Origin of the sequence: Pseudoalteromonas sp. SWXJZ10B, assembly GCF_015864475.1 — a bacterium.
Lineage (GTDB): Bacteria > Pseudomonadota > Gammaproteobacteria > Enterobacterales > Alteromonadaceae > Pseudoalteromonas > Pseudoalteromonas arctica.
In genome coordinates this window covers 145,573-163,851 of record NZ_JADYXD010000008.1, presented here as the reverse complement: position 1 = coordinate 163,851, position 18,279 = coordinate 145,573, and the positions used below count along the sequence as shown (strand labels likewise).

Sequence of the window (18,279 nt, the reverse complement as noted above, 5' to 3'; positions counted from 1 at the left end):
AATGGAGGAATGTTTATAAATTAGTGTGGTCGTGTCTTCTAATGCGAGCAATAAGTTATGACTTTTTGCTTGTTCAACCGTGGCTTTAAAGCCTGACTCTGCTATAGCCGTTGCGTCAATATTCTCGTTGCGAATAAAGCGGTAGGCACCTTCCATATCGGCGGGGGATTGAGTGATGTTCACAAGTGGTTTTCCTGGTTCATTTGCAAGCGTTGATGCTAACTTTACCAGACGCGCTGTTCTTCTTGGATCACCTAAGTCCGATTTACCGAATTGTTGTTTTGCCCAATGAGTATGTTCGTTAATCATAATGTGCCCTCAAACAAGATTTGAAGATCTGATCATGACATTGAGATTTAGTTCAAAAAAATCCCCGCTAATTTCTTAGCAGGGATTTGTGTATAAGAGACAGCTATAAAGCGGCTTTTTTGTATTCAATAGAAAGGAGGGTTATGCCCAACCTTCATAGCGTTTACGACGTGACAACACTATCGTTAATATAATACCTAAAAACAGGCCTAAAAACGCAATAGCACCACCGTAAGTAAGTAGCTGACGTTTCTCTTTTGAGCTAGCAGCTTCTTTTTGGGTGCGCTCTTGCTCTAGCGTTGTTTTAAGCTTAGTAATTTGGGCCGATAACTGCAGGTTTTGATCAGTTAAAGTTTGGTTTTGCTCTTGTAGCTGCGGAAGTTCTATTTGAGCTTGGCGCAGGTTTTCTTGCATAGTACTCATTTCGCTACTTAGTGTTTTGTACTGTTGGTGTAAGCCTGCCGTTTTGGTAACAAACTTAGTTTCTATCCAACCTTCGCGGTCTTTATCATCTTTAATTTTTATAAAGCCGTTTTCTTCAGCAGATAACAAGGTTAACTTTGTTCCAGCATCTACAGAGCCGAGTAGTCGATAATTCTTACTCGCACCAGAGCGCATAAAAGTATATAAATTATCGATAATATAAGCGGTGTTTGCATTAGTTGAATTTGCAGGTTTTGCTTCTTCTGCATAACTCATAAATGTGGTGGCTGTTAAAAGTAGCCCTAATAAACAATGTTTTAGCATTTATCTACCTTGTTGATCTAACTGCGTCCGTTATGAACGTGATTTTCATTTCACATAAGTAGTTAGATAGTATGGATTAAATAGCTCAATAGCAAGACTGATATTGTAACCCAGTAGCAGTTACCTAGCCCACTAGGTTACAAACCTCGCCCCGCGATTAAATTGCCTCTAGATAGAACGAATTTTAATCCACAAAGGTCAACAGGCACTAAAATAAGGCTAAAAAATTTGCATTGTTAGTGTGCTTTGTTTATTTTGAGCACTTATTTATTTTAAAGGTAATCCGCAAACCGAATGGATACTGAGATAGAACTGAAATTTTTGGTATCAGATGCCGTTATTCCACTGATCCCCTCGTTAATTACTCAATTTGCAAAAACGGTGAAGAATAAACCGTCACGCAGCTTACAAAATGCATACTACGACACGCCAAGCCGAGAGCTTAGAGCGCTTGACATAGGCTTTAGAACTCGCTGTTCTGACAGCGAATGCGAGCAAACTATAAAGCTTGCAGGTGAAGTTGTAGGTGGTTTACACCAACGTCCAGAGTACAATTTACCAATTGAATCAAGTCGCCCTAATTTAATGGCGTTTGATGCTGATATTTGGCCTCATGGCATGCAAATAAGCGCAATCTCAAAAAACTTGTATCCAATATTTAGTACTAACTTTATTCGTCGTACTTGGTTAATTGAAACCGAAAGTGGCGCTAAAATTGAAGTTGTACTCGATAAAGGTGAAATTGCGGCTTCGGGTAAAATTGAAATTATTAGCGAGCTTGAAATTGAGCTTGTTGAGGGCAGTCGTAATGAGTTGTTTGCGTTTGCAGATGTACTGGTTAGCCAGAACTGTATCCGTTTAGGATTATACTCTAAGGCCGCGCGTGGTTATCGCCTTGCAGATGAAAAACCTTTAACACCCAGCAAATCTATTGGTTTTGTTCAATTACCAAAGTCGACTACCCAAGAGCGTGCTTTAGTTGAAGCCATGAACTTTGGCATTCGCTTTGTGCAAAAGCATGAGCAATGCTATTTCGATAAGCCAAGTTTAAAAACGCTTAAACGCGTAACTGACGGCATTAGCCTAATACGCCATACTTTTTGGCTGTACGACGATATAGTATCCAAAGAAAGTACAGAACATTTACGTACAGAGCTTAAATGGTTATTAAGCGAATTAGCGTGGGTAGAAAACGCGATTCAATTAAAAACGTACACGTCTAAACGCCATGCTTTTTATAAAAAAATTAATGCTGCTCCAGCACTTACTCAAGTCATTGATGATTTAAAAGAGTTACAGCCAAGCATTGACGATATAAATGCACTGTTTCATAGCGCGCGTTATAATCGTTTATTACTGTCGTTAACTACGTGGTTAATTGATAAACAGTGGCGTAAAGATTGGGGGCAAATAGAGCTTCAAGCGGCTGAGCAAAACGTGTCGTCTATTGCGAGTCGGCTTTTTAATAAAGACTGGAAAAATCTGCACGAATTACTGCCTAAAGAACAAACACTCGATGTCGCTTCGTATTTAAACCTGCGCACTCAACTTGAAAATAGTTTACTGAGCGGTAACTGCTTAGGATCGTTATTTGATAAAGAGGAACGCCTAGAGTTTAGATTGCCTTGGCTTGATATTTCTCATGGTATTTATGAGTTAAGTACGCTTGAGTATTTAAAGCAGTTATGTGCTGGGCAAGAAGACGAACAGCTTGCTAAAATCCAGTCATGGCTTGAACAAAAGTCTGAATATTTGGTGAGTGCGATGGAGCAAAGTCGCCTTGCTTCATTTGACATAGAACCTTACTGGCAAAAATAAATGATGCACTTTTGTAATGAAATTCAGTTACAAAAGTGCTTATCCGTTATTTTTTAACTCGTTATTTTTAACACTTACGCTGAGCCAACATGGCATTTGTATAAAAACAAAAATGGCGTAAGTGTGTATTATCAAAGCCACAGTGATAATATTTTTGAAGTAAAAGCGCAGATGAGCGAAATACCAACCAGCTTTGCCTCATGGATCAATCCCTACTTGGCTAATCAATAAAGCCGGCCTAAAAAGTACTTACGACATCTTTATTAATTTACATCATATGCTCACACATAAAAATATACTCCAAAACTACCTGTAATCAATAAAGCCGGCCTAAAAAGTACTTACGACATCTTTATTAATTTACATCATATGCTCACACATAAAAATACACTCCAAAACTACCTGTAATCAAAGTAGGTCAGTGCTAAATATCGAATATATAATAATTTTATGGTGTGTTGAGTAGTCTTTAACTACGCTTAAGCAATAATGACACGCTATTATTTGGAGAATTGATGAAGTATTTAGTGGCTATATTATGTTTGATGCACAGCTCACTCTTATTGGCTCAAGAATATACTTTTGGTGTAGTGCCGCAATATGAGCCGCAAAAGCTAAATGCTATTTGGCAACCTTTGTTAAAGCAAGTAAGTAAGCAAACAGGGGTATCAATAAAGCTAATTACAGTTGAGTCTATTCCGGTATTTGAAAAAGCCTTTGCTAATGGCGAATACGACTTTGCATACATGAATCCATGGCACAGTGTTGTAGCATATGAAAAGCAGGGATATTTGCCACTAATAAAAGATGCAGGGCGAAAGCTGCAAGGTATTTTGCTCGTAAACAAAGACAGTAATATTGATAATTTAAGCCAACTAGAGGGCGCCGAAATAGCATTCCCTGCACCTAATGCATTAGGTGCGTCATTATTAATGAGAGCCGACTTAGCATTGTTATATGGGCTAACAATAAAGCCTGTATATGTTCAAACCCACCCTTCGGTATATTTAAATGTAGCACTGCATTCAACAATGGCGGGCGGTGGTGTAATGGGCACATTTAAACAACAACCAGAAAGCTTGCAAAATAAGCTTAAAATTCTTTATAAAACGCGTGAAATTAGTCGCCATCCAATTGTAGTCCACCCAAGGGTTGACCCTGCAATACAGTTAAAAGTGCAACAAGCTATTTTAGATATTGGGCAAAGCCCAGAGCATAAACATTTACTTGCAGGTATCCCAATTATTAAACCTAGTATTGCAACTTTAGCAGAGTATCAGCAGTTAACTCAGTGGGGCTTGCGCTCATTTTATGTTGAAAATTAGAGGGTTTCGTAGTCTAAGGGCGCAAAGCTTTATTGTTGTATTGCTTTGTGGCTTGCTTATGGCCTGTCTTTTTATGTTTTACGCCTTACCTGAGCAAGCGCGTTGGGTAAACGATGGGCTTTCAAAGGCTGCTCAGCGTTCTTTAGCGCAGTTATCGACTTCTATAACGACTCCGCTGTTAACTAGGCAGTATGCAGAGCTGTATGAAGAAATAGACAGCCAACTCCAAACTCGCCCTAATTGGAAAAGTATTAAAATTGTTGATGTGGATTCAAATAACCAATTATACCCGCTTGAAAACTGGGTTGGAGCAAATGAAAACGGCGACATGTTGTTATCTCAGCAGGTGGTGTTTTTAGATAAACCGCTGGCTAATATTAGCTTGGTTGTTAATTTTACGAATGAAATAAACGAATCTTCAAAACTTCATTACACCTTAATATATATACAATTTATTATTTTAGTTATCGTTTTTATAGGTTTAGCTTGGCTGGTGGATTACAGGGTTACGTCGCCTTTAAGGACTTTAAAGCAGGGGTTTTCACGTTTAGCCAAAGGTGACTTTGATTGCCATATAGATAAACAACAACAAAATGAAGTAGGCAGTGTAATAAGTGCATTTAATAACATGGTTGATGAGGTTGCTAATAACCATCAAAAATTAAATGTATTACGAATTCAAGCCGAGTCTGCAAGTAAAGCAAAGTCAGATTTTATGGCCAGTATGAGCCACGAATTGAGAACCCCATTAAATGCAATTTTAGGCTTAGCCCAGCTGTATGGATATGATGAGAGTGCTAATAAAGTACAAAAAGAAAACGCGAAAAGCATTTATCAAGCTGGAGAACATTTACTATTACTTATAGACGATGTACTTGATTTAACGGCTATTGAGTCGGGTAATATGCAGTTTAGTTTTTCTTATGTGCCTATTAAAAGCATATTAGAGGAGTCAGTAGAGCTCCTCACTGAGCTTATTAAAGGGCAATCAATAACACTGTATACCCAAGGTTTCGATTCCTTAGAAGGGTTGAGTATTTACATTGATCAGCGCCGCTTTAAACAAGTGATGCTTAACTTGCTTTCAAATGCGATTAAATACAACAAACCAAATGGCAGCATTAATATAAATTGCCGGGTGTTAAGTAATAAACAATGCGAAATAGATGTAATAGATACCGGATGTGGATTTGCTCCTGATGACATTTCTCGCTTATTTAAACCTTTTGACCGCTTAGGAGCTGAAACCAGTAAAGTAAATGGAACCGGTATTGGTTTAGTGATAACTAAGCAGCTGGTAGAGCGTATGCAGGGTTCTTTAAGCGCGCAAAGTGAGCAGCACAAAGGTTCTTGTTTTACACTAAACTTTAACAGCTTTGATCAAACTGATTTGCCAGCACAAGTGCAATCTCCTCAAATAACACTTCAAAGTTTAGATACAGTAACTCTTCCTACGCTTGAGGTTTTAGTAGCAGAGGATCAGGTTACAAATCAGCAAGTATTAAGGCAGCAATTAACCATGCTTGGAGTGTGTTCTACTTTTGTAAGTAATGGGGAACAAGCCTGGGAAACTCTGCAAAATAAACACTTCGATATTTTACTAACCGACATTCAAATGCCTTTACTCGATGGGTTAGGGTTAGCCAAAAAAATACGCGAAAACACTCATTTTGATAAACTTATTATAATTGCAATTACGGCCAACATTACCAAAAACAATATAGATAATTGTTATGATTGTGGAATGAACGGCTTTTTAACCAAGCCCATTGAGCTTGTTAAATTAAAGTCGTTATTGATGGAGCACTCTCAAACAGTGGTCAACACGCGATCAGAAAAATCTGATGGTGAAAATATAGCTTCAGATAGTTTTGATCAACTAGATATCACGTTATTAAAAGCAATGCTTGGTGATGATCCTACTGTGCACTGCATGGTGTTTAATGCGTTTTTACAAACGGCAGGGGAGCAAATTAAATTAGCTAATGCGTATGCTAAGAGTAAAAATTATGTTGATTTGGCTTTTCAGGCCCATGCCTTAAAGTCGTCGTCAAAATCGGTAGGGGCTATTAAACTGGCTGATATATGCCAGCAGATCGAAACGTATGCAGAAAATGAATCTATTGATAACAATGAAATGCAAAGTCTCGAGACCTGCTTCAACGATGTAGTAACGCAACTTAAAAGCTATTGTTTACGATATGAAAAACGCACATAAAAAATGGCTCATAAAGAGCCATTTTATGTTTAAAATATTTTAGTATTTAGCCGCTTCCCCTTTCTTAGGTAAAGCGTCCTGTATAAAGTCACGTAAATCGTTATTAGAGCTTTCTAAGTCAGCGTGGCGAAGGTACATCATATGCCCACTTCTGTAGCCTTTAAAGCTCAAACGGTCTTTCATTTTACCGCTTGGGTCTAATTGCCATAACGTATATTTAGCGTCAAAGTAATTGGTTGCACCATCAAAGTATCCTGATTGAATCATCACGTTTAAGTAAGGGTTTTGCGCCATTGCTAAACGTAGATTTTCGCCCGTATTATTACCGGTTCTATCCCATGGGTGAACATTACCAAATAAATTATATTTTACATCTGTTTTATAGTTTAGCTCTTCACGTAAGTAGTGATTAATTGCAGGAGTGAAAGAGTGTAACCAAGAGGTAAGTTCAGCCCAGTAGTCTGGGGATTCACCCGCGCCTCGTTTATCTATTCCTAAATAACGAGAATCTAAGCGACCCACAGTTTGACCACGCTCACGTAGTAGCTCTTTCCAGAAAAATTGAGTTGGAATATCCAAGTTATTTTGTTCAACAAACTTTTCTGATAAGCCAGCGTAGTGTGCCATTTTTGTAATAATTCGACGTTTTTCTTCAGCATTAATAAAGCCACCCTTGGCAAGCGCTGGGATTAATTCGTTTACAGTAAACTCTTCAACTTCAGGTAATAACTCATCTAGATCTTTAGCTTGTAAATCGGCTTTAAGTGCTTTGTGATACCAAGCAGTTGCTGCAAAGTAAGGTAGGCGGTTAGCGGCTTTAATCGGGCCGTCGCGCTTAATACCAATATCAGTAGGTGATACGAGAACAACACCGTTTATGTACATCCATTGACTATTTTGAAGCTCATGAGCTAGGCCCGATACACGTGTTGTACCGTAGCTTTCACCAATTAAAAATTTAGGCGATCGCCAGCGCTCAGCCCTATTTACAAAAGTATTTAACCACTCAGCAAGGTACTTAATATCGGCATTAACACCAAAAAATAGCTCTTTTTGTTTTGCTTTAGAAGGAAGTTCGCCTTTTTCGTTTTCAAGTACGCGAGAGTAGCCTGTATTTACAGGGTTTACGTAAACAATATCGGCAATATCAAGTACAGAATATGGGTTGTCTTTTACGCCATAAGGTTGAATTGGATAGCCTTCGTCATCAATTTTTAATACGCGAGGACCAGTATAAGCAAGGTGCATCCATACAGAAGCCGAGCCTGGCCCGCCATTAAATGAAATAAGTAATGGGCGAGTTGTCCTGTCGTCAACTTTGTCGCGTGTGTAGTAGGTGTATTGCAATGTCGCAACCGCGTCGCCTTTATCATCCCATACAGGTTGTGTGCCTGTGGCAACGGTGTAATTAAAGCGTTGACCGTTGATTTTAGCTTTATGTTGAGTAACAACTTTGCTGTCTACATCAATACGACGTTGGTTATCGGCAAGCGTGCTTGTACTGATTATTAATGCAATAACGGTTATCGGTAAACTGATAATACGACTAAGCTTCATTAGGTGTCCTTATTATTGTTGATACACCATTAAAGACATTAATGAGTTAAATAACAAAAGTATTGAGACTAGTGGCCGATAATACTAGTTAAGTAAGGTATTAATGCGCTTAGAGACGCGTGCTAACCACTTTTATAGTTATTTAGGATTTGGTTTCTTTATTTAGTTAATCACAGAATTCAGGTATATTGCGGGCCTACTTGTATTGATTTTATATACAAGCTATCACCAAAAAAATCTAATGGATTACGCTTTCAAGCACATAAGTGCACTCTACACCGGATGTTTATGACTAATGCTATTGCAGTAATAGCGTTGTATTTGTCGTTTTGTTACAAAATTAATTAAAGGTAAAGAGAAGCTTTATGCAAAGAGTATTAGTGGTTGAAGACAGTAAAGTAGTGCAGCAGGTGCTTCGCCACTTAACTGCACAATACCTTGATGTAGTAATTGATTTTGCTTGGTCTTTAGCAGAATGCGCTACGTTCGTAGAAAAGCACGATTATACGCTTGCGTTAGTTGATTTAACTTTGCCAGATGCTCCGCACGGTGAAGTTGCAAAATATACTTTATCTAAAAAAATTCCTACGGTTGTTTTAACCTCAAAAATAGATGAGTACAAGCGCCAACAAATGCTTGAATTGGGCGTAGTTGATTATGTTATTAAAGATAATCGCGATTCTTACCATTATGCCGTTAAGCTCGTTGCGCAATTACTCAGAAATCAAGGCTGTAAAGCACTAATAGCAGATGACTCATTACTAAGTCGCTCGTTAATGAAGCAAATGCTAGAAAAGCAATTGTTTGATGTAACAGATGCCCACGATGGACAACAAGCACTCGAAATATTAAAAGCTAATCCTGATATAAAGCTACTTATGACCGACTACGCTATGCCCTCTATGGATGGCTTTGAACTTGTCAAAGCGGTACGTAATTTTAGAGGCCGAGACGACTTAGCAATTATTGGCTTATCGGGCGCGGGAAAGCATGGCCTATCAGCACGATTTATTAAATACGGCGCCAATGACTTTTTAACAAAGCCATTTATGAATGAAGAGTTTCATTGTCGAGTACTTCAAACAATGGAGCAACTGTCGTTAATTTCAGATATTAAAGAAAGCGCACATAGGGATCACTTAACAGGGCTTCATAACCGACGCTACTTTTATCAATATGCAGAAAAGCTCCTTAAAAGTAAAAACCAGAAAAATACTTTGGCATTGCTTGATATCGATTTTTTCAAAAACATTAACGATACATTAGGCCATGAAGGCGGCGATCAGGCTTTAAAGCAGGTTGGTTCATTAATACGATCTACGTTTTCAAAGTTTACGGTTGCACGGGTTGGCGGAGAAGAGTTTGCCATAATATTACCTGAAATAGAGCTAGAACGCGGTCGTGAATACTTTGAAGCATTTAGGAAAAAGATGGCTAGTTACGATTTTTCTATTAGCGATAAATCAATTAAAATTACCACTAGTATAGGCTTGGCTGACTTTCAAGACACTAGTCTAACGCAGGCTATGCGTGTTGCTGACAAAGCATTATACGAAGCTAAAAACCAAGGCAGAAACTGCGTGGTATAACCCTTCTTAAACAAAACTAGGTACGTGATAAATATATAGAGATATAGCACGCACCAATGTAGCTGACTTGTTAAATTAACGCACCTAATTGGTGCGTTTTTTTTGATCTTGAGTTCGTGTTTTTTACTAAGTGGCTGTTTTTAATTGATATAAAATAGTGGCACAAAGGTTGGATTGTTTAACCCAATAGGATAACAATAAAGAGTCCGAGGGGGCCGCTATGAAAATGATTAGTGCAATCATAAAACCATTTAAATTAGACGACGTGCGTGAAGCACTCGCTGATTTAGGAATTGAGGGGATGACAGTAGTTGATGTTAAAGGTTTTGGACGTCAACGAGGTCATACTGAGTTATATCGTGGTGCAGAATACCAAGTAGATTTTATTCCTAAGATCAAACTTGAAATTGCAACTCGTACTGAAAATTGTCAACGCGTTGTTGAAGCAATCACTAAAATTGCATCAACAGGTAAAATTGGTGACGGTAAAATTTTCGTGTACGACTTGGATCAAATTGTTCGTATCCGTACTGGCGAACTTGACGAAGAAGCAATTTAAGGGGGTCTCATGGAAAATACAATAATAGAACTAAAGTTTTCACTCGATACCTTCTATTTTTTAATATCAGGTATATTAGTAATGTGGATGGCAGCAGGTTTTGCCATGTTAGAGGCGGGCTTAGTTCGCTCTAAAAACACAGCTGAAATTTTAACTAAAAATGTCGCGCTATATTCAATTGCATGTACGATGTTTTTATTAGTTGGCTACAACATTATGTATGTAGACAATGCCGAAGGTAGTTTTATTCCTTCAATAGGCGCTTTAATTGGTACACAAGCTGCCGATGCTGACCATTCTTTAGAATCTGACTTTTTCTTCCAAGTAGTATTTGTTGCAACCGCTATGTCGATTGTATCGGGTGCTGTTGCTGAGCGTATGAAACTGTGGGCTTTCCTAGGTTTTGCTGTAGTACTAACTGGTTTTATTTACCCTATTGAAGGTTACTGGACATGGGGTGGTGGTTTCTTATCTGAAATGGGCTTTGTTGATTTTGCAGGTTCTGCAATTGTGCATGGCGCAGGTGCAGCAGCTGCACTAGCTGGTGTATTAATCCTAGGTGCTCGTAAAGGTAAATATGGTAAGAATGGTGAAATATACCCAATTCCAGGTTCAAACTTACCACTTGCTACACTAGGTACATTTATTTTATGGATGGGTTGGTTTGGCTTTAACGGTGGTTCTCAATTACTACTTTCGGATAAAGAAAACGCAACTGCAGTAGGCCAAATATTACTTAACACCAATGCAGCAGCTGCAATGGGTGCTATTGCAGCACTGTTTGTATGTAAAGTACTTTGGGGTAAATCAGATTTAACAATGGTCTTAAATGGTGCATTAGCTGGCTTAGTTGTTATAACAGCAGACCCTCTATCTCCATCACCATTAATGGCATGTCTACTTGGTCTACTTGGTGGTGCACTTGTTATATTTAGTATCATAGCACTTGATAAAGTTAAGATTGACGATCCAGTGGGTGCTATCTCTGTTCATGGTACGTGTGGCGCATTAGGTATTATGTTAGTACCGCTAACCAATGGTGACGCAAGCTTTGTTAATCAGTTAACGGGTCTAGTATGTATTCTTGCCTTTGTATTTGTAGCATCATTTATTGTTTGGACTGTGCTTAACAAAACAATGGGTATACGAGTAACCGAAGAAGAAGAACTAAACGGTATGGATCAACACGATTGTGGTATTGAAGCCTACCCAGAGTTTGTTTCTGTTCGAAATAGCTAATAGTTTATTTAAATAATAGTGTGTTTACACAAAGCCCTACTTCGGTAGGGCTTTTTTTGTTTCAGGGGGGGTTAACTTTTCGGATGTTAGGATATATCCAATATGCTAAGCTCACACTCGTGAATAACCCTTGGAATAAATTACACTTAAATGGCCGATAATAAAAAAACACCTACCAGTAAACCTGCAGTTAAACGTGCAAGTAAATCGTCAAGCAAGACAAAGAAAAGCACCTCAAAGGGCAGTAAAAAAACAGTGGAAACCACTGTTAAACGCTCTTTTATGAGAAAAACATGGTCAGTGTTTTGGAAACTAAGCTTGGCTGTTTTTATTGCAATGGCAATGTACTTCATTTATTTAGATTCAAAAACAACGCGTATATTTGAAGGTAATAAATGGCAACTTCCAGCGCAAGTGTATGCTCGTTCTATGGAGTTTTATCCGGGGCAATTTTTATCAAGCCAGGAAGTAGTGTTTGAGCTAGAGCGTTTAAATTATTCATCGGTTAATAGATTAAGCCGCACAGGACAGTTTGTTAAAACAGCAGATAGCATCAAGATTTATCGTCGTGATTTTGAATTTTATGATGGCCTTGAAGAATCACATATTATTGAACTTCGCTTTGCAGGGCAAAAAGTTGCGACCATTAAAGATAAGTTTGGTAGGCGTTTAAATTCAGCTCGTCTAGAGCCTGTGCAAATAGCGCGTATTGGTAATGACTCTAAACAAGATAGAGAATTTGTACCACTAGATAAGTTTCCAGCAATGCTAAAAGATACGCTATTGGTGGTTGAAGACCGTGATTTTTACGAACATCATGGTGTATCAGTGTTTTCTATTTTACGCGCGCTTTATTCTAATATTAAAGCGGGGCGCACCGTTCAAGGTGGCAGTACGCTTACTCAACAGTTAGCTAAAAATATTTACCTAACACGTGAGCGTTCTTTAGTACGAAAAATAAATGAGGCCTTTATTGCCCTTATTTTAGATTATCGTTATTCAAAAGATCAAATATTGGAAGCTTACTTAAATGAAGTATACCTAGGGCAGTCATACAACCAAGGTGTGCACGGTATGGGGCTTGCTGCTGACTTTTACTTTTCAAAGCCGGTAGATGAGCTTGAGTACGATCAAATTGCTTTGCTGGTAGCAATGGTTAAAGGTCCATCTTATTACAACCCACGTCGCTATAAAGAGCGCACAATGGAGCGCCGAGACTTAGTGCTTCGCCTTATGGTTGAAAACAAGCTACTTAGCACAAAAGAGTACCGTGCATCGCTTAATCGCCCAATTGATATTGCGCCAATGAAAGCGAGTTTACAAAAATCATATCCAGGCTATTTAGAGTTAGTAAACAGAGAATTAAATGAATTATTGCCAGATCAGCAAACACTTGATGCAGGTGTAAGAGTATTTACTTATTTTGATTTGCAAAAGCAAACAGCAATGGAAGAGTCTATTGAAAAGAGCTTACCGTACCTGGAAAATCGTCCTAGAACCGAAAAACTAGAAGCAGCCATGATCTCTGTTAATGTAGAAAAGGGCGGTGTATCTGCACTTGTTGCAGGGCGCGATGTTCGTTATTCAGGATTTAACCGTGTTTTAGATACAAAACGTAATATTGGCTCGCTGGTAAAACCTGCTGTGTATTTAACCGCACTGCAATTACCACATTATAATTTAGCTACTTTGCTTGATGACTCGCCAGTACAGGTTACAAATGAGCAGGGAAAAGTGTGGCAACCAGAAAATTTTGATCATCAATACCGTGGTGCAATACCTCTTTATAAAGCATTTAGTAACAGTATTAATATTCCAGCGGTTAATTTAGGCCTCGATGTAGGTGTTGATAAAGTCGCGAATACACTAAAAGGATTAGGCGCTAAAGGGGCGATAAACGAATACCCATCGTTGCTTTTAGGGGCTGTTGAAATGTCGAGTTTTGAAGTTGCTCAGCTTTATACGACAATTGCTGCAGATGGCGAATATAAAAAGCTTACTGCAATTTCGGCATTAACCGACTCGGTTGGTAAAGTACTTTATAAGCATAAAGTAAATGCAGAGCCTCGTTTTGATAAATCTGCAATGTATATGACTAAATACGCGATGAAACGCGTAACGAAAGACGGCACTGCTAAACGCTTAAATTTACACTTCCCATCAATCCAACTTGCAGGCAAAACTGGCACTAGTAACGATTTACGTGATAGTTGGTTTGCAGGCTTTGATCAAAATACAGTGACGGTAGCTTGGCTTGGTCGAGACGACAACAAAAGCACGGGTTTAACGGGCAGCGTAGGTGCATTAGAAGCATATATTCGCTACTTAAAGCCACTTAATCCACAAGCAATAGCCGATACGCGTCCGCCATCAATACGCTGGGCATTTGTAAATGAGCAAACGGGTAAGCAGGCACCACCAGGATGTGGCAAGGTGATTCAGCTACCACTTAGAGCGAGTGAGTTTGAGCCAAGACCACAATGTATTCGTTAATCTAAGACTACTTTAAACAACGAAGCCGCTTATTTAGCGGCTTTTTTGTGAGTTGTAGTTAACGCTTAAGATTTAAAAAACTGCATTGATTTGGTTAAATCATTAGATAAGCGACTTAGCTGCTGTGCATCTTGCAGCGTTGATTGAGCTGATGTTAGCGTTTGATCTGCTAAATTACTCACCTCTTGCGAATCATTTAATGCTTGTGTTGTCGCATTTGACTGCTGTTTAACACGCTCTGCAATAACTTCACCTTGATGTTTAATGTCGCCCATACTTTGCTCTGCGCTTTGCAATACTTCATTGGTTTGATTGGCTGCTTTTACCGATTGCTCCATTTTTTCAACACTTGAACGCATTTTTTGCTGAGTGTCGTCAGATGCTTGTTGTAAGGAGCTAATAATTTGATGAATTTCTTGTGTTTGTGTTTGTGTACGCTGAGCAAGAGTTCTTACTTCATCAGCTACAACGGCAAAGCCTCGACCATGCTCGCCAGCTCGTGCAGCTTCAATAGCGGCATTTAGTGCAAGCAAGTTTGTCTGATCGGCTATCTCACTAATACCTTTACTTACTTTGCTAATTTCTTGGCTATCTTGTGCTAGCTTATCGAGCGCTTGTTGGCTCTCTGCAAATTCAATTTGTAGATCTTGCATATATTTAGCAAGCTCCATTGTATTGTCTGAACCTTGTTTTACATGCGCAGCAGCATCTTGCGCGGTAAGCGTTGCTTGATGGGCTGACTCTTCAACTGCAAGTGCGTTTTGAGCCATTTCGCTGAGTGCATTATAAATGGCATTTACTCGGATTTGCTGTTTTGAAACATCATTGCTTGTTTGGCTACTCGCATGTGATAGCGATTTAGTTGCGCCGCATAGCTCTTCTGTACTTGCTTTAACATCAATTAATAAATGTGAAAATGCATTAAGTAATGCGTTGTAGCGCGATGCAATAATTCCCATTTCATCATTAGTGCTCGAATCGATAGTGGCATTTAAGTCGCCATTCGCGGCTCTATTCGCTGCATCAGCAAAGCGATTAATGGTATCAACAACTGCAAAATAAAAACCAATCATTAAATAAAATGCAAATAACAAACTAATCAATGAAGCGGCTAAAACAAGATTTCGAGTCCACTGTTGAGTTTGCAGTTTTGCTTCAATAAGGCTCTCAAGCGTTGGAATACTCTTACTAACAAGTTGATTAATACTGCTGTGAACATTGTTTGTTAGTTTAGTAAATTCTGATTGAGTTAATAAAATATCGTCTGGCTCAAGTAGTTTTTCATCTATCGCTTTTTTAAATGCGCCAACAGCACTGTGTAAATTATCTAACGAGGGCATGAGCGCTTTATTTACTGATTTGTCTGCATTGGTGGCTACATTGAGTATTTTATCGAGTTGTTTTTCGTATAAAGGAAGTGACTTACTAAAATTTGAAAGTGCTATAAACGTATCTGGCGTAAAACGATTACTTGCCAAAACAGTATTTGCGCTTTGCGCTGTCGAGTTTATTTGCATTATAAGTGCAGGAATTGGCGTGACTAAAGAGCGGTTTACGTAAGCACTAGCTAACTGGCTATCTAATGCTAAGTTAGACTGAATAGAAACAAGTTCAAGTACATCATTTGCTTGATCGTCTTTTATATCAAAACCGAGTGAGCGAGCTATTTTTATATTTTGATTTGCTTCCCCCTGCATTTGATTTGAGAGTATTGACCTGTAGCCTTTTAAACCTTGTTGCTGCATTTTTGAAACAGCGATACTTTCACTTAATAATGAGACTAAAAAAAACAAGCTAAGTGCGAGAGGAACGAGTAAAATTCCAAACATTAAGCTGATTTTAGTTTTGTATTTTAAATTTGCCATTAGCTGGATAGCGGGAAAAGAAAATTGGCGTAATCCTGACATAAGGCTCTCTTGTATTTTTGTAATTAGGGTAAAGGTGAATAGACCTTGTTATGCTTAATTATCATTCATTTATAGTACTTTACAAATAAAAAAAGCCCTTTCGGGCTTTTTTCAATCTTTAGTCTTAATTACACACTGTAAAAACAAGCGCTTATAAAATATAAAAAGTAATTTTAACTTAAAGTTTAGCAAACGAGCGTTCTGCTGCCGCTATTGTTTCTTTTACTTCTTGCTCAGTATGCGCAGCACATACAAAACCAGCTTCAAATGCTGATGGAGCAAGGTACACACCTTCTTCAAGCATAAGGTGGAAAAAACGTTTGAAGCGCTCTAGGTCGCATTCAGTAGCTTGTTTGTATGTCGTTACTTTTTCAGCATCAGTAAAAAAGAATCCATACATGCCGCCAGCATAATTAGTTGTTAATGCAATGCCTGCTTTTTTAGCGCCAGCTTCAAAGCCTTCACAAATTGCTTTAGACGTTGCTTCTAACTTATCGTGTAGACCTGGCTCACATAATAGCTCAAGTGATTTTAAACCTGCAGCCATCGCAATAGGGTTACCAGAAAGAGTACCCGCTTGGTAAACAGGGCCCACAGGCGCAATGTAATCCATTATTTCGGTTTTACCACCAAACGCGCCAACGGGCATGCCGCCGCCAATGACTTTACCTAAACACGTAAGGTCTGGTTTAATGTTGTAATACGCTTGAGCGCCGCCAAGTGCAACACGAAAACCCGTCATTACTTCATCAAAAATAAGTACTGATTTATATTCGTCACACACATCACGCAAACCTTCTAAAAAGCCAGGTACTGGTGGAATGCAGTTCATGTTACCGGCTACTGGCTCTACAATAATACAGGCAATTTCGTCAGCGTATTTTGCAAAAATAGCTTTTACTTCATCTAGGTTATTAAACGACACAGTAAGTGTATGCTTAGCAAAGTCCTCAGGAATACCAGGAGAATTAGGTACGCCCATTGTTAGTGCACCAGAGCCTGCCTTAACTAATAACGAGTCAGCATGGCCGTGGTAACAACCTTCAAATTTTAATATTTTATCGCGGCCGGTAAAGCCACGCGCTAAACGAATTGCACTCATTGTTGCTTCAGTGCCTGAGCTAACCATGCGTACTTTTTCGATTGATGGAACCAGCTCTTTTACTTTTTCAGCCATTAGTATTTCGGCTTCAGTTGGCGCGCCATAGCTAAGGCCATTTTCTACTGCTTCGTGCACGGCTTGTTTAATTGCAGGGTGGTTATGGCCCATGATCATAGGCCCCCAAGAGCCAACATAATCAATGTAGCGATTACCGTCGGCATCAAATGTAAACGCGCCTTCTGCTTTTGTAATAAATAGCGGCGTACCGCCTACACCGTTAAAAGCACGAACTGGCGAGTTTACGCCACCTGGAATAGAGGCTTGAGCGCGTTCAAATAAGTCTTGGCTAATTGTCATGAAAAATCCTATAAATTGTCACTTAAAGAGGGTTTAGCTGTCGCGTTTGCGGCTAAACCAAGGTACGTCCACTTCATACTTATCGACTTTATTTTCTACGCCGAGTGTTAAAGCAAACAGTGCCATACGAATTAATACGCCATTTTGTACTTGGCGGAATATTGCTAAATTGTCGTTACTGTTTAAGTCGTTATCAAGCTCGTTGGCTTCTAAGCGACTATCACGTGGTAACGGATGCATTAGTACAGAGTTAGGTTTGCAATGAGCGCTGTAAATAGATTGGCTAATTCTAAAACCGCCACGGTATTTATTTGCTTCTTCTTGTGAAGGAAAACGCTCTTCTTGAATACGTGTTTGGTAAACAATATCGGCTGCTAAATTACCTTCCATCTTGTTTACTAGCTCAATTTTGTGTCCTGCATTTTCTACGGCATCTAAAATGCTCGTTGGCATTTGTAGGCCATCAGGCGCGACCATCGAAAACTTTACGTTTTTATAATGGCACAATAGCTTTGATAGAGAATGCACTGTGCGACCATATTTTAAATCACCCACAAGCGCTATATGCATGCCATCAATATTTTGATCAAAACGGTGTAATTCACGCTCAATGGTTAATAAATCAAGTAATGCTTGAGTCGGGTGCTCATTTGGACCGTCGCCGCCATTAATAACTGGCACAGTACAGCCATCAGCAAATTCACTTACTGAGCCTGCATCGGGGTGGCGCATAGCAACAGCATCGGCGTAAGCTGAAATAACGCGCGCGGTATCGTAAAGTGATTCACCTTTTGCAAGCGCTGAGCTTTGCATACCTGTAGTTTCACGTACACCCCCGCCTAGTAAGTTAAAGGCTGTACCAAAGCTAACTCGCGTGCGAGTACTTGGTTCAAAAAACAAATTTGCTAAAATAGCGCCTTTAAGCACCGTTGTTTGCTTTTGTTTTTTAGCATAAGGCTCCATTTTTTTAGCTACTGCAAAAATACGTTCAATGCAGTCTCTGTCTAGCTGATTTACAGACAGTATATGTTCGCCTTGGAAACTTAACATGGGGTAATT

13 protein-coding genes are annotated in these 18,279 nt (G+C 39.0%); 7 read left to right on the top strand and 6 right to left on the bottom strand.

What is annotated here, in order from left to right; genetic code table 11:
* A partial coding sequence (locus I6F54_RS10120; RefSeq protein ID WP_197141032.1) for an IS4/Tn5 family transposase DNA-binding protein occupies window positions 1-309 on the bottom strand: 309 nt, incomplete at its 3' end.
* A gap of 141 nt (window positions 310-450) precedes the next feature.
* Window positions 451-1,056, bottom strand: a complete 606-nt coding sequence (locus I6F54_RS10115) for a TIGR04211 family SH3 domain-containing protein (protein ID WP_007584830.1) — start codon at window positions 1,054-1,056, stop codon at window positions 451-453.
* A 294-nt stretch (window positions 1,057-1,350) separates the two neighbouring features.
* On the opposite strand from I6F54_RS10115, the gene I6F54_RS10110 reads away from it, so the two are divergent.
* The 3 genes from I6F54_RS10110 (at window position 1,351) to I6F54_RS10100 (ending at window position 6,417) form a co-directional block, all read left to right on the top strand.
* The gene (locus I6F54_RS10110; protein ID WP_197141207.1) at window positions 1,351-2,874 is read left to right on the top strand and encodes a CYTH and CHAD domain-containing protein; all 1,524 of its coding nucleotides are present in this window, start codon (window positions 1,351-1,353) and stop codon (window positions 2,872-2,874) included.
* Between the two features lie 515 nt (window positions 2,875-3,389).
* A complete protein-coding gene (locus I6F54_RS10105; RefSeq protein ID WP_165728470.1) occupies window positions 3,390-4,199 on the top strand; it encodes a phosphate/phosphite/phosphonate ABC transporter substrate-binding protein in 810 nt (269 codons plus the stop codon).
* Window positions 4,186-6,417 carry an ATP-binding protein gene (locus tag I6F54_RS10100; RefSeq protein WP_197141206.1) on the top strand — a complete coding sequence of 744 codons (2,232 nt, stop codon included), beginning with the start codon at window positions 4,186-4,188 and terminating at the stop codon, window positions 6,415-6,417. The genes I6F54_RS10105 and I6F54_RS10100 overlap by 14 nt, the downstream gene beginning before the upstream one ends.
* 39 nt (window positions 6,418-6,456) lie before the next feature.
* Here I6F54_RS10100 and I6F54_RS10095 read toward each other — a convergent pair whose 3' ends face one another.
* A complete protein-coding gene (locus I6F54_RS10095; protein ID WP_165728472.1) occupies window positions 6,457-7,974 on the bottom strand; it encodes a S10 family peptidase in 1,518 nt (505 codons plus the stop codon).
* A 365-nt stretch (window positions 7,975-8,339) separates the two neighbouring features.
* On the opposite strand from I6F54_RS10095, the gene I6F54_RS10090 reads away from it, so the two are divergent.
* The 4 genes from I6F54_RS10090 to mrcB all read left to right on the top strand — a co-directional run bounded on the left by I6F54_RS10090 (window position 8,340) and on the right by mrcB (window position 13,854).
* Window positions 8,340-9,563, top strand: a complete 1,224-nt coding sequence (locus I6F54_RS10090) for a diguanylate cyclase domain-containing protein (RefSeq protein ID WP_165728473.1) — start codon at window positions 8,340-8,342, stop codon at window positions 9,561-9,563.
* Between the two features lie 220 nt (window positions 9,564-9,783).
* Window positions 9,784-10,122, top strand: coding sequence for a P-II family nitrogen regulator (locus tag I6F54_RS10085; protein ID WP_004587162.1), 339 nt, complete (start codon window positions 9,784-9,786; stop codon window positions 10,120-10,122).
* A gap of 9 nt (window positions 10,123-10,131) precedes the next feature.
* The gene (locus I6F54_RS10080; protein WP_197141205.1) at window positions 10,132-11,361 is read left to right on the top strand and encodes an ammonium transporter; all 1,230 of its coding nucleotides are present in this window, start codon (window positions 10,132-10,134) and stop codon (window positions 11,359-11,361) included.
* 150 nt (window positions 11,362-11,511) lie between these two features.
* Window positions 11,512-13,854, top strand: coding sequence for a penicillin-binding protein 1B (mrcB, locus tag I6F54_RS10075; RefSeq protein WP_165728474.1), 2,343 nt, complete (start codon window positions 11,512-11,514; stop codon window positions 13,852-13,854).
* A 65-nt stretch (window positions 13,855-13,919) separates the two neighbouring features.
* On the opposite strand, the gene I6F54_RS10070 is transcribed toward mrcB, so the two are convergent.
* From I6F54_RS10070 to I6F54_RS10060, 3 genes are all read right to left on the bottom strand, one after another.
* A complete protein-coding gene (locus tag I6F54_RS10070) occupies window positions 13,920-15,761 on the bottom strand; it encodes a methyl-accepting chemotaxis protein (RefSeq protein ID WP_024608758.1) in 1,842 nt (613 codons plus the stop codon).
* A 178-nt stretch (window positions 15,762-15,939) separates the two neighbouring features.
* Window positions 15,940-17,220 (bottom strand): glutamate-1-semialdehyde 2,1-aminomutase, encoded by a 1,281-nt coding sequence (gene hemL, locus I6F54_RS10065; RefSeq protein WP_024589288.1) that lies wholly within the window; start codon window positions 17,218-17,220, stop codon window positions 15,940-15,942.
* A 33-nt stretch (window positions 17,221-17,253) separates the two neighbouring features.
* Window positions 17,254-18,270, bottom strand: a complete 1,017-nt coding sequence (locus I6F54_RS10060) for an aspartate carbamoyltransferase (protein WP_007584862.1) — start codon at window positions 18,268-18,270, stop codon at window positions 17,254-17,256.
* Window positions 18,271-18,279: the final 9 nt, after the last annotated feature.

Coding starts and splice junctions, on each gene's coding strand:
- I6F54_RS10090 (WP_165728473.1), top strand. CDS start 8,340: ATGCAAAGAGTATTAGTGGTTGAAGACAGTAAAGTAGTGCAGCAGGTG.
- I6F54_RS10105 (WP_165728470.1), top strand. CDS start 3,390: ATGAAGTATTTAGTGGCTATATTATGTTTGATGCACAGCTCACTCTTA.
- I6F54_RS10110 (WP_197141207.1), top strand. CDS start 1,351: ATGGATACTGAGATAGAACTGAAATTTTTGGTATCAGATGCCGTTATT.
- I6F54_RS10085 (WP_004587162.1), top strand. CDS start 9,784: ATGAAAATGATTAGTGCAATCATAAAACCATTTAAATTAGACGACGTG.
- I6F54_RS10070 (WP_024608758.1), bottom strand. CDS start 15,761: ATGTCAGGATTACGCCAATTTTCTTTTCCCGCTATCCAGCTAATGGCA.
- I6F54_RS10095 (WP_165728472.1), bottom strand. CDS start 7,974: ATGAAGCTTAGTCGTATTATCAGTTTACCGATAACCGTTATTGCATTA.
- mrcB (WP_165728474.1), top strand. CDS start 11,512: ATGGCCGATAATAAAAAAACACCTACCAGTAAACCTGCAGTTAAACGT.
- I6F54_RS10060 (WP_007584862.1), bottom strand. CDS start 18,270: ATGTTAAGTTTCCAAGGCGAACATATACTGTCTGTAAATCAGCTAGAC.
- I6F54_RS10080 (WP_197141205.1), top strand. CDS start 10,132: ATGGAAAATACAATAATAGAACTAAAGTTTTCACTCGATACCTTCTAT.
- I6F54_RS10115 (WP_007584830.1), bottom strand. CDS start 1,056: ATGCTAAAACATTGTTTATTAGGGCTACTTTTAACAGCCACCACATTT.
- I6F54_RS10100 (WP_197141206.1), top strand. CDS start 4,186: ATGTTGAAAATTAGAGGGTTTCGTAGTCTAAGGGCGCAAAGCTTTATT.
- hemL (WP_024589288.1), bottom strand. CDS start 17,220: ATGACAATTAGCCAAGACTTATTTGAACGCGCTCAAGCCTCTATTCCA.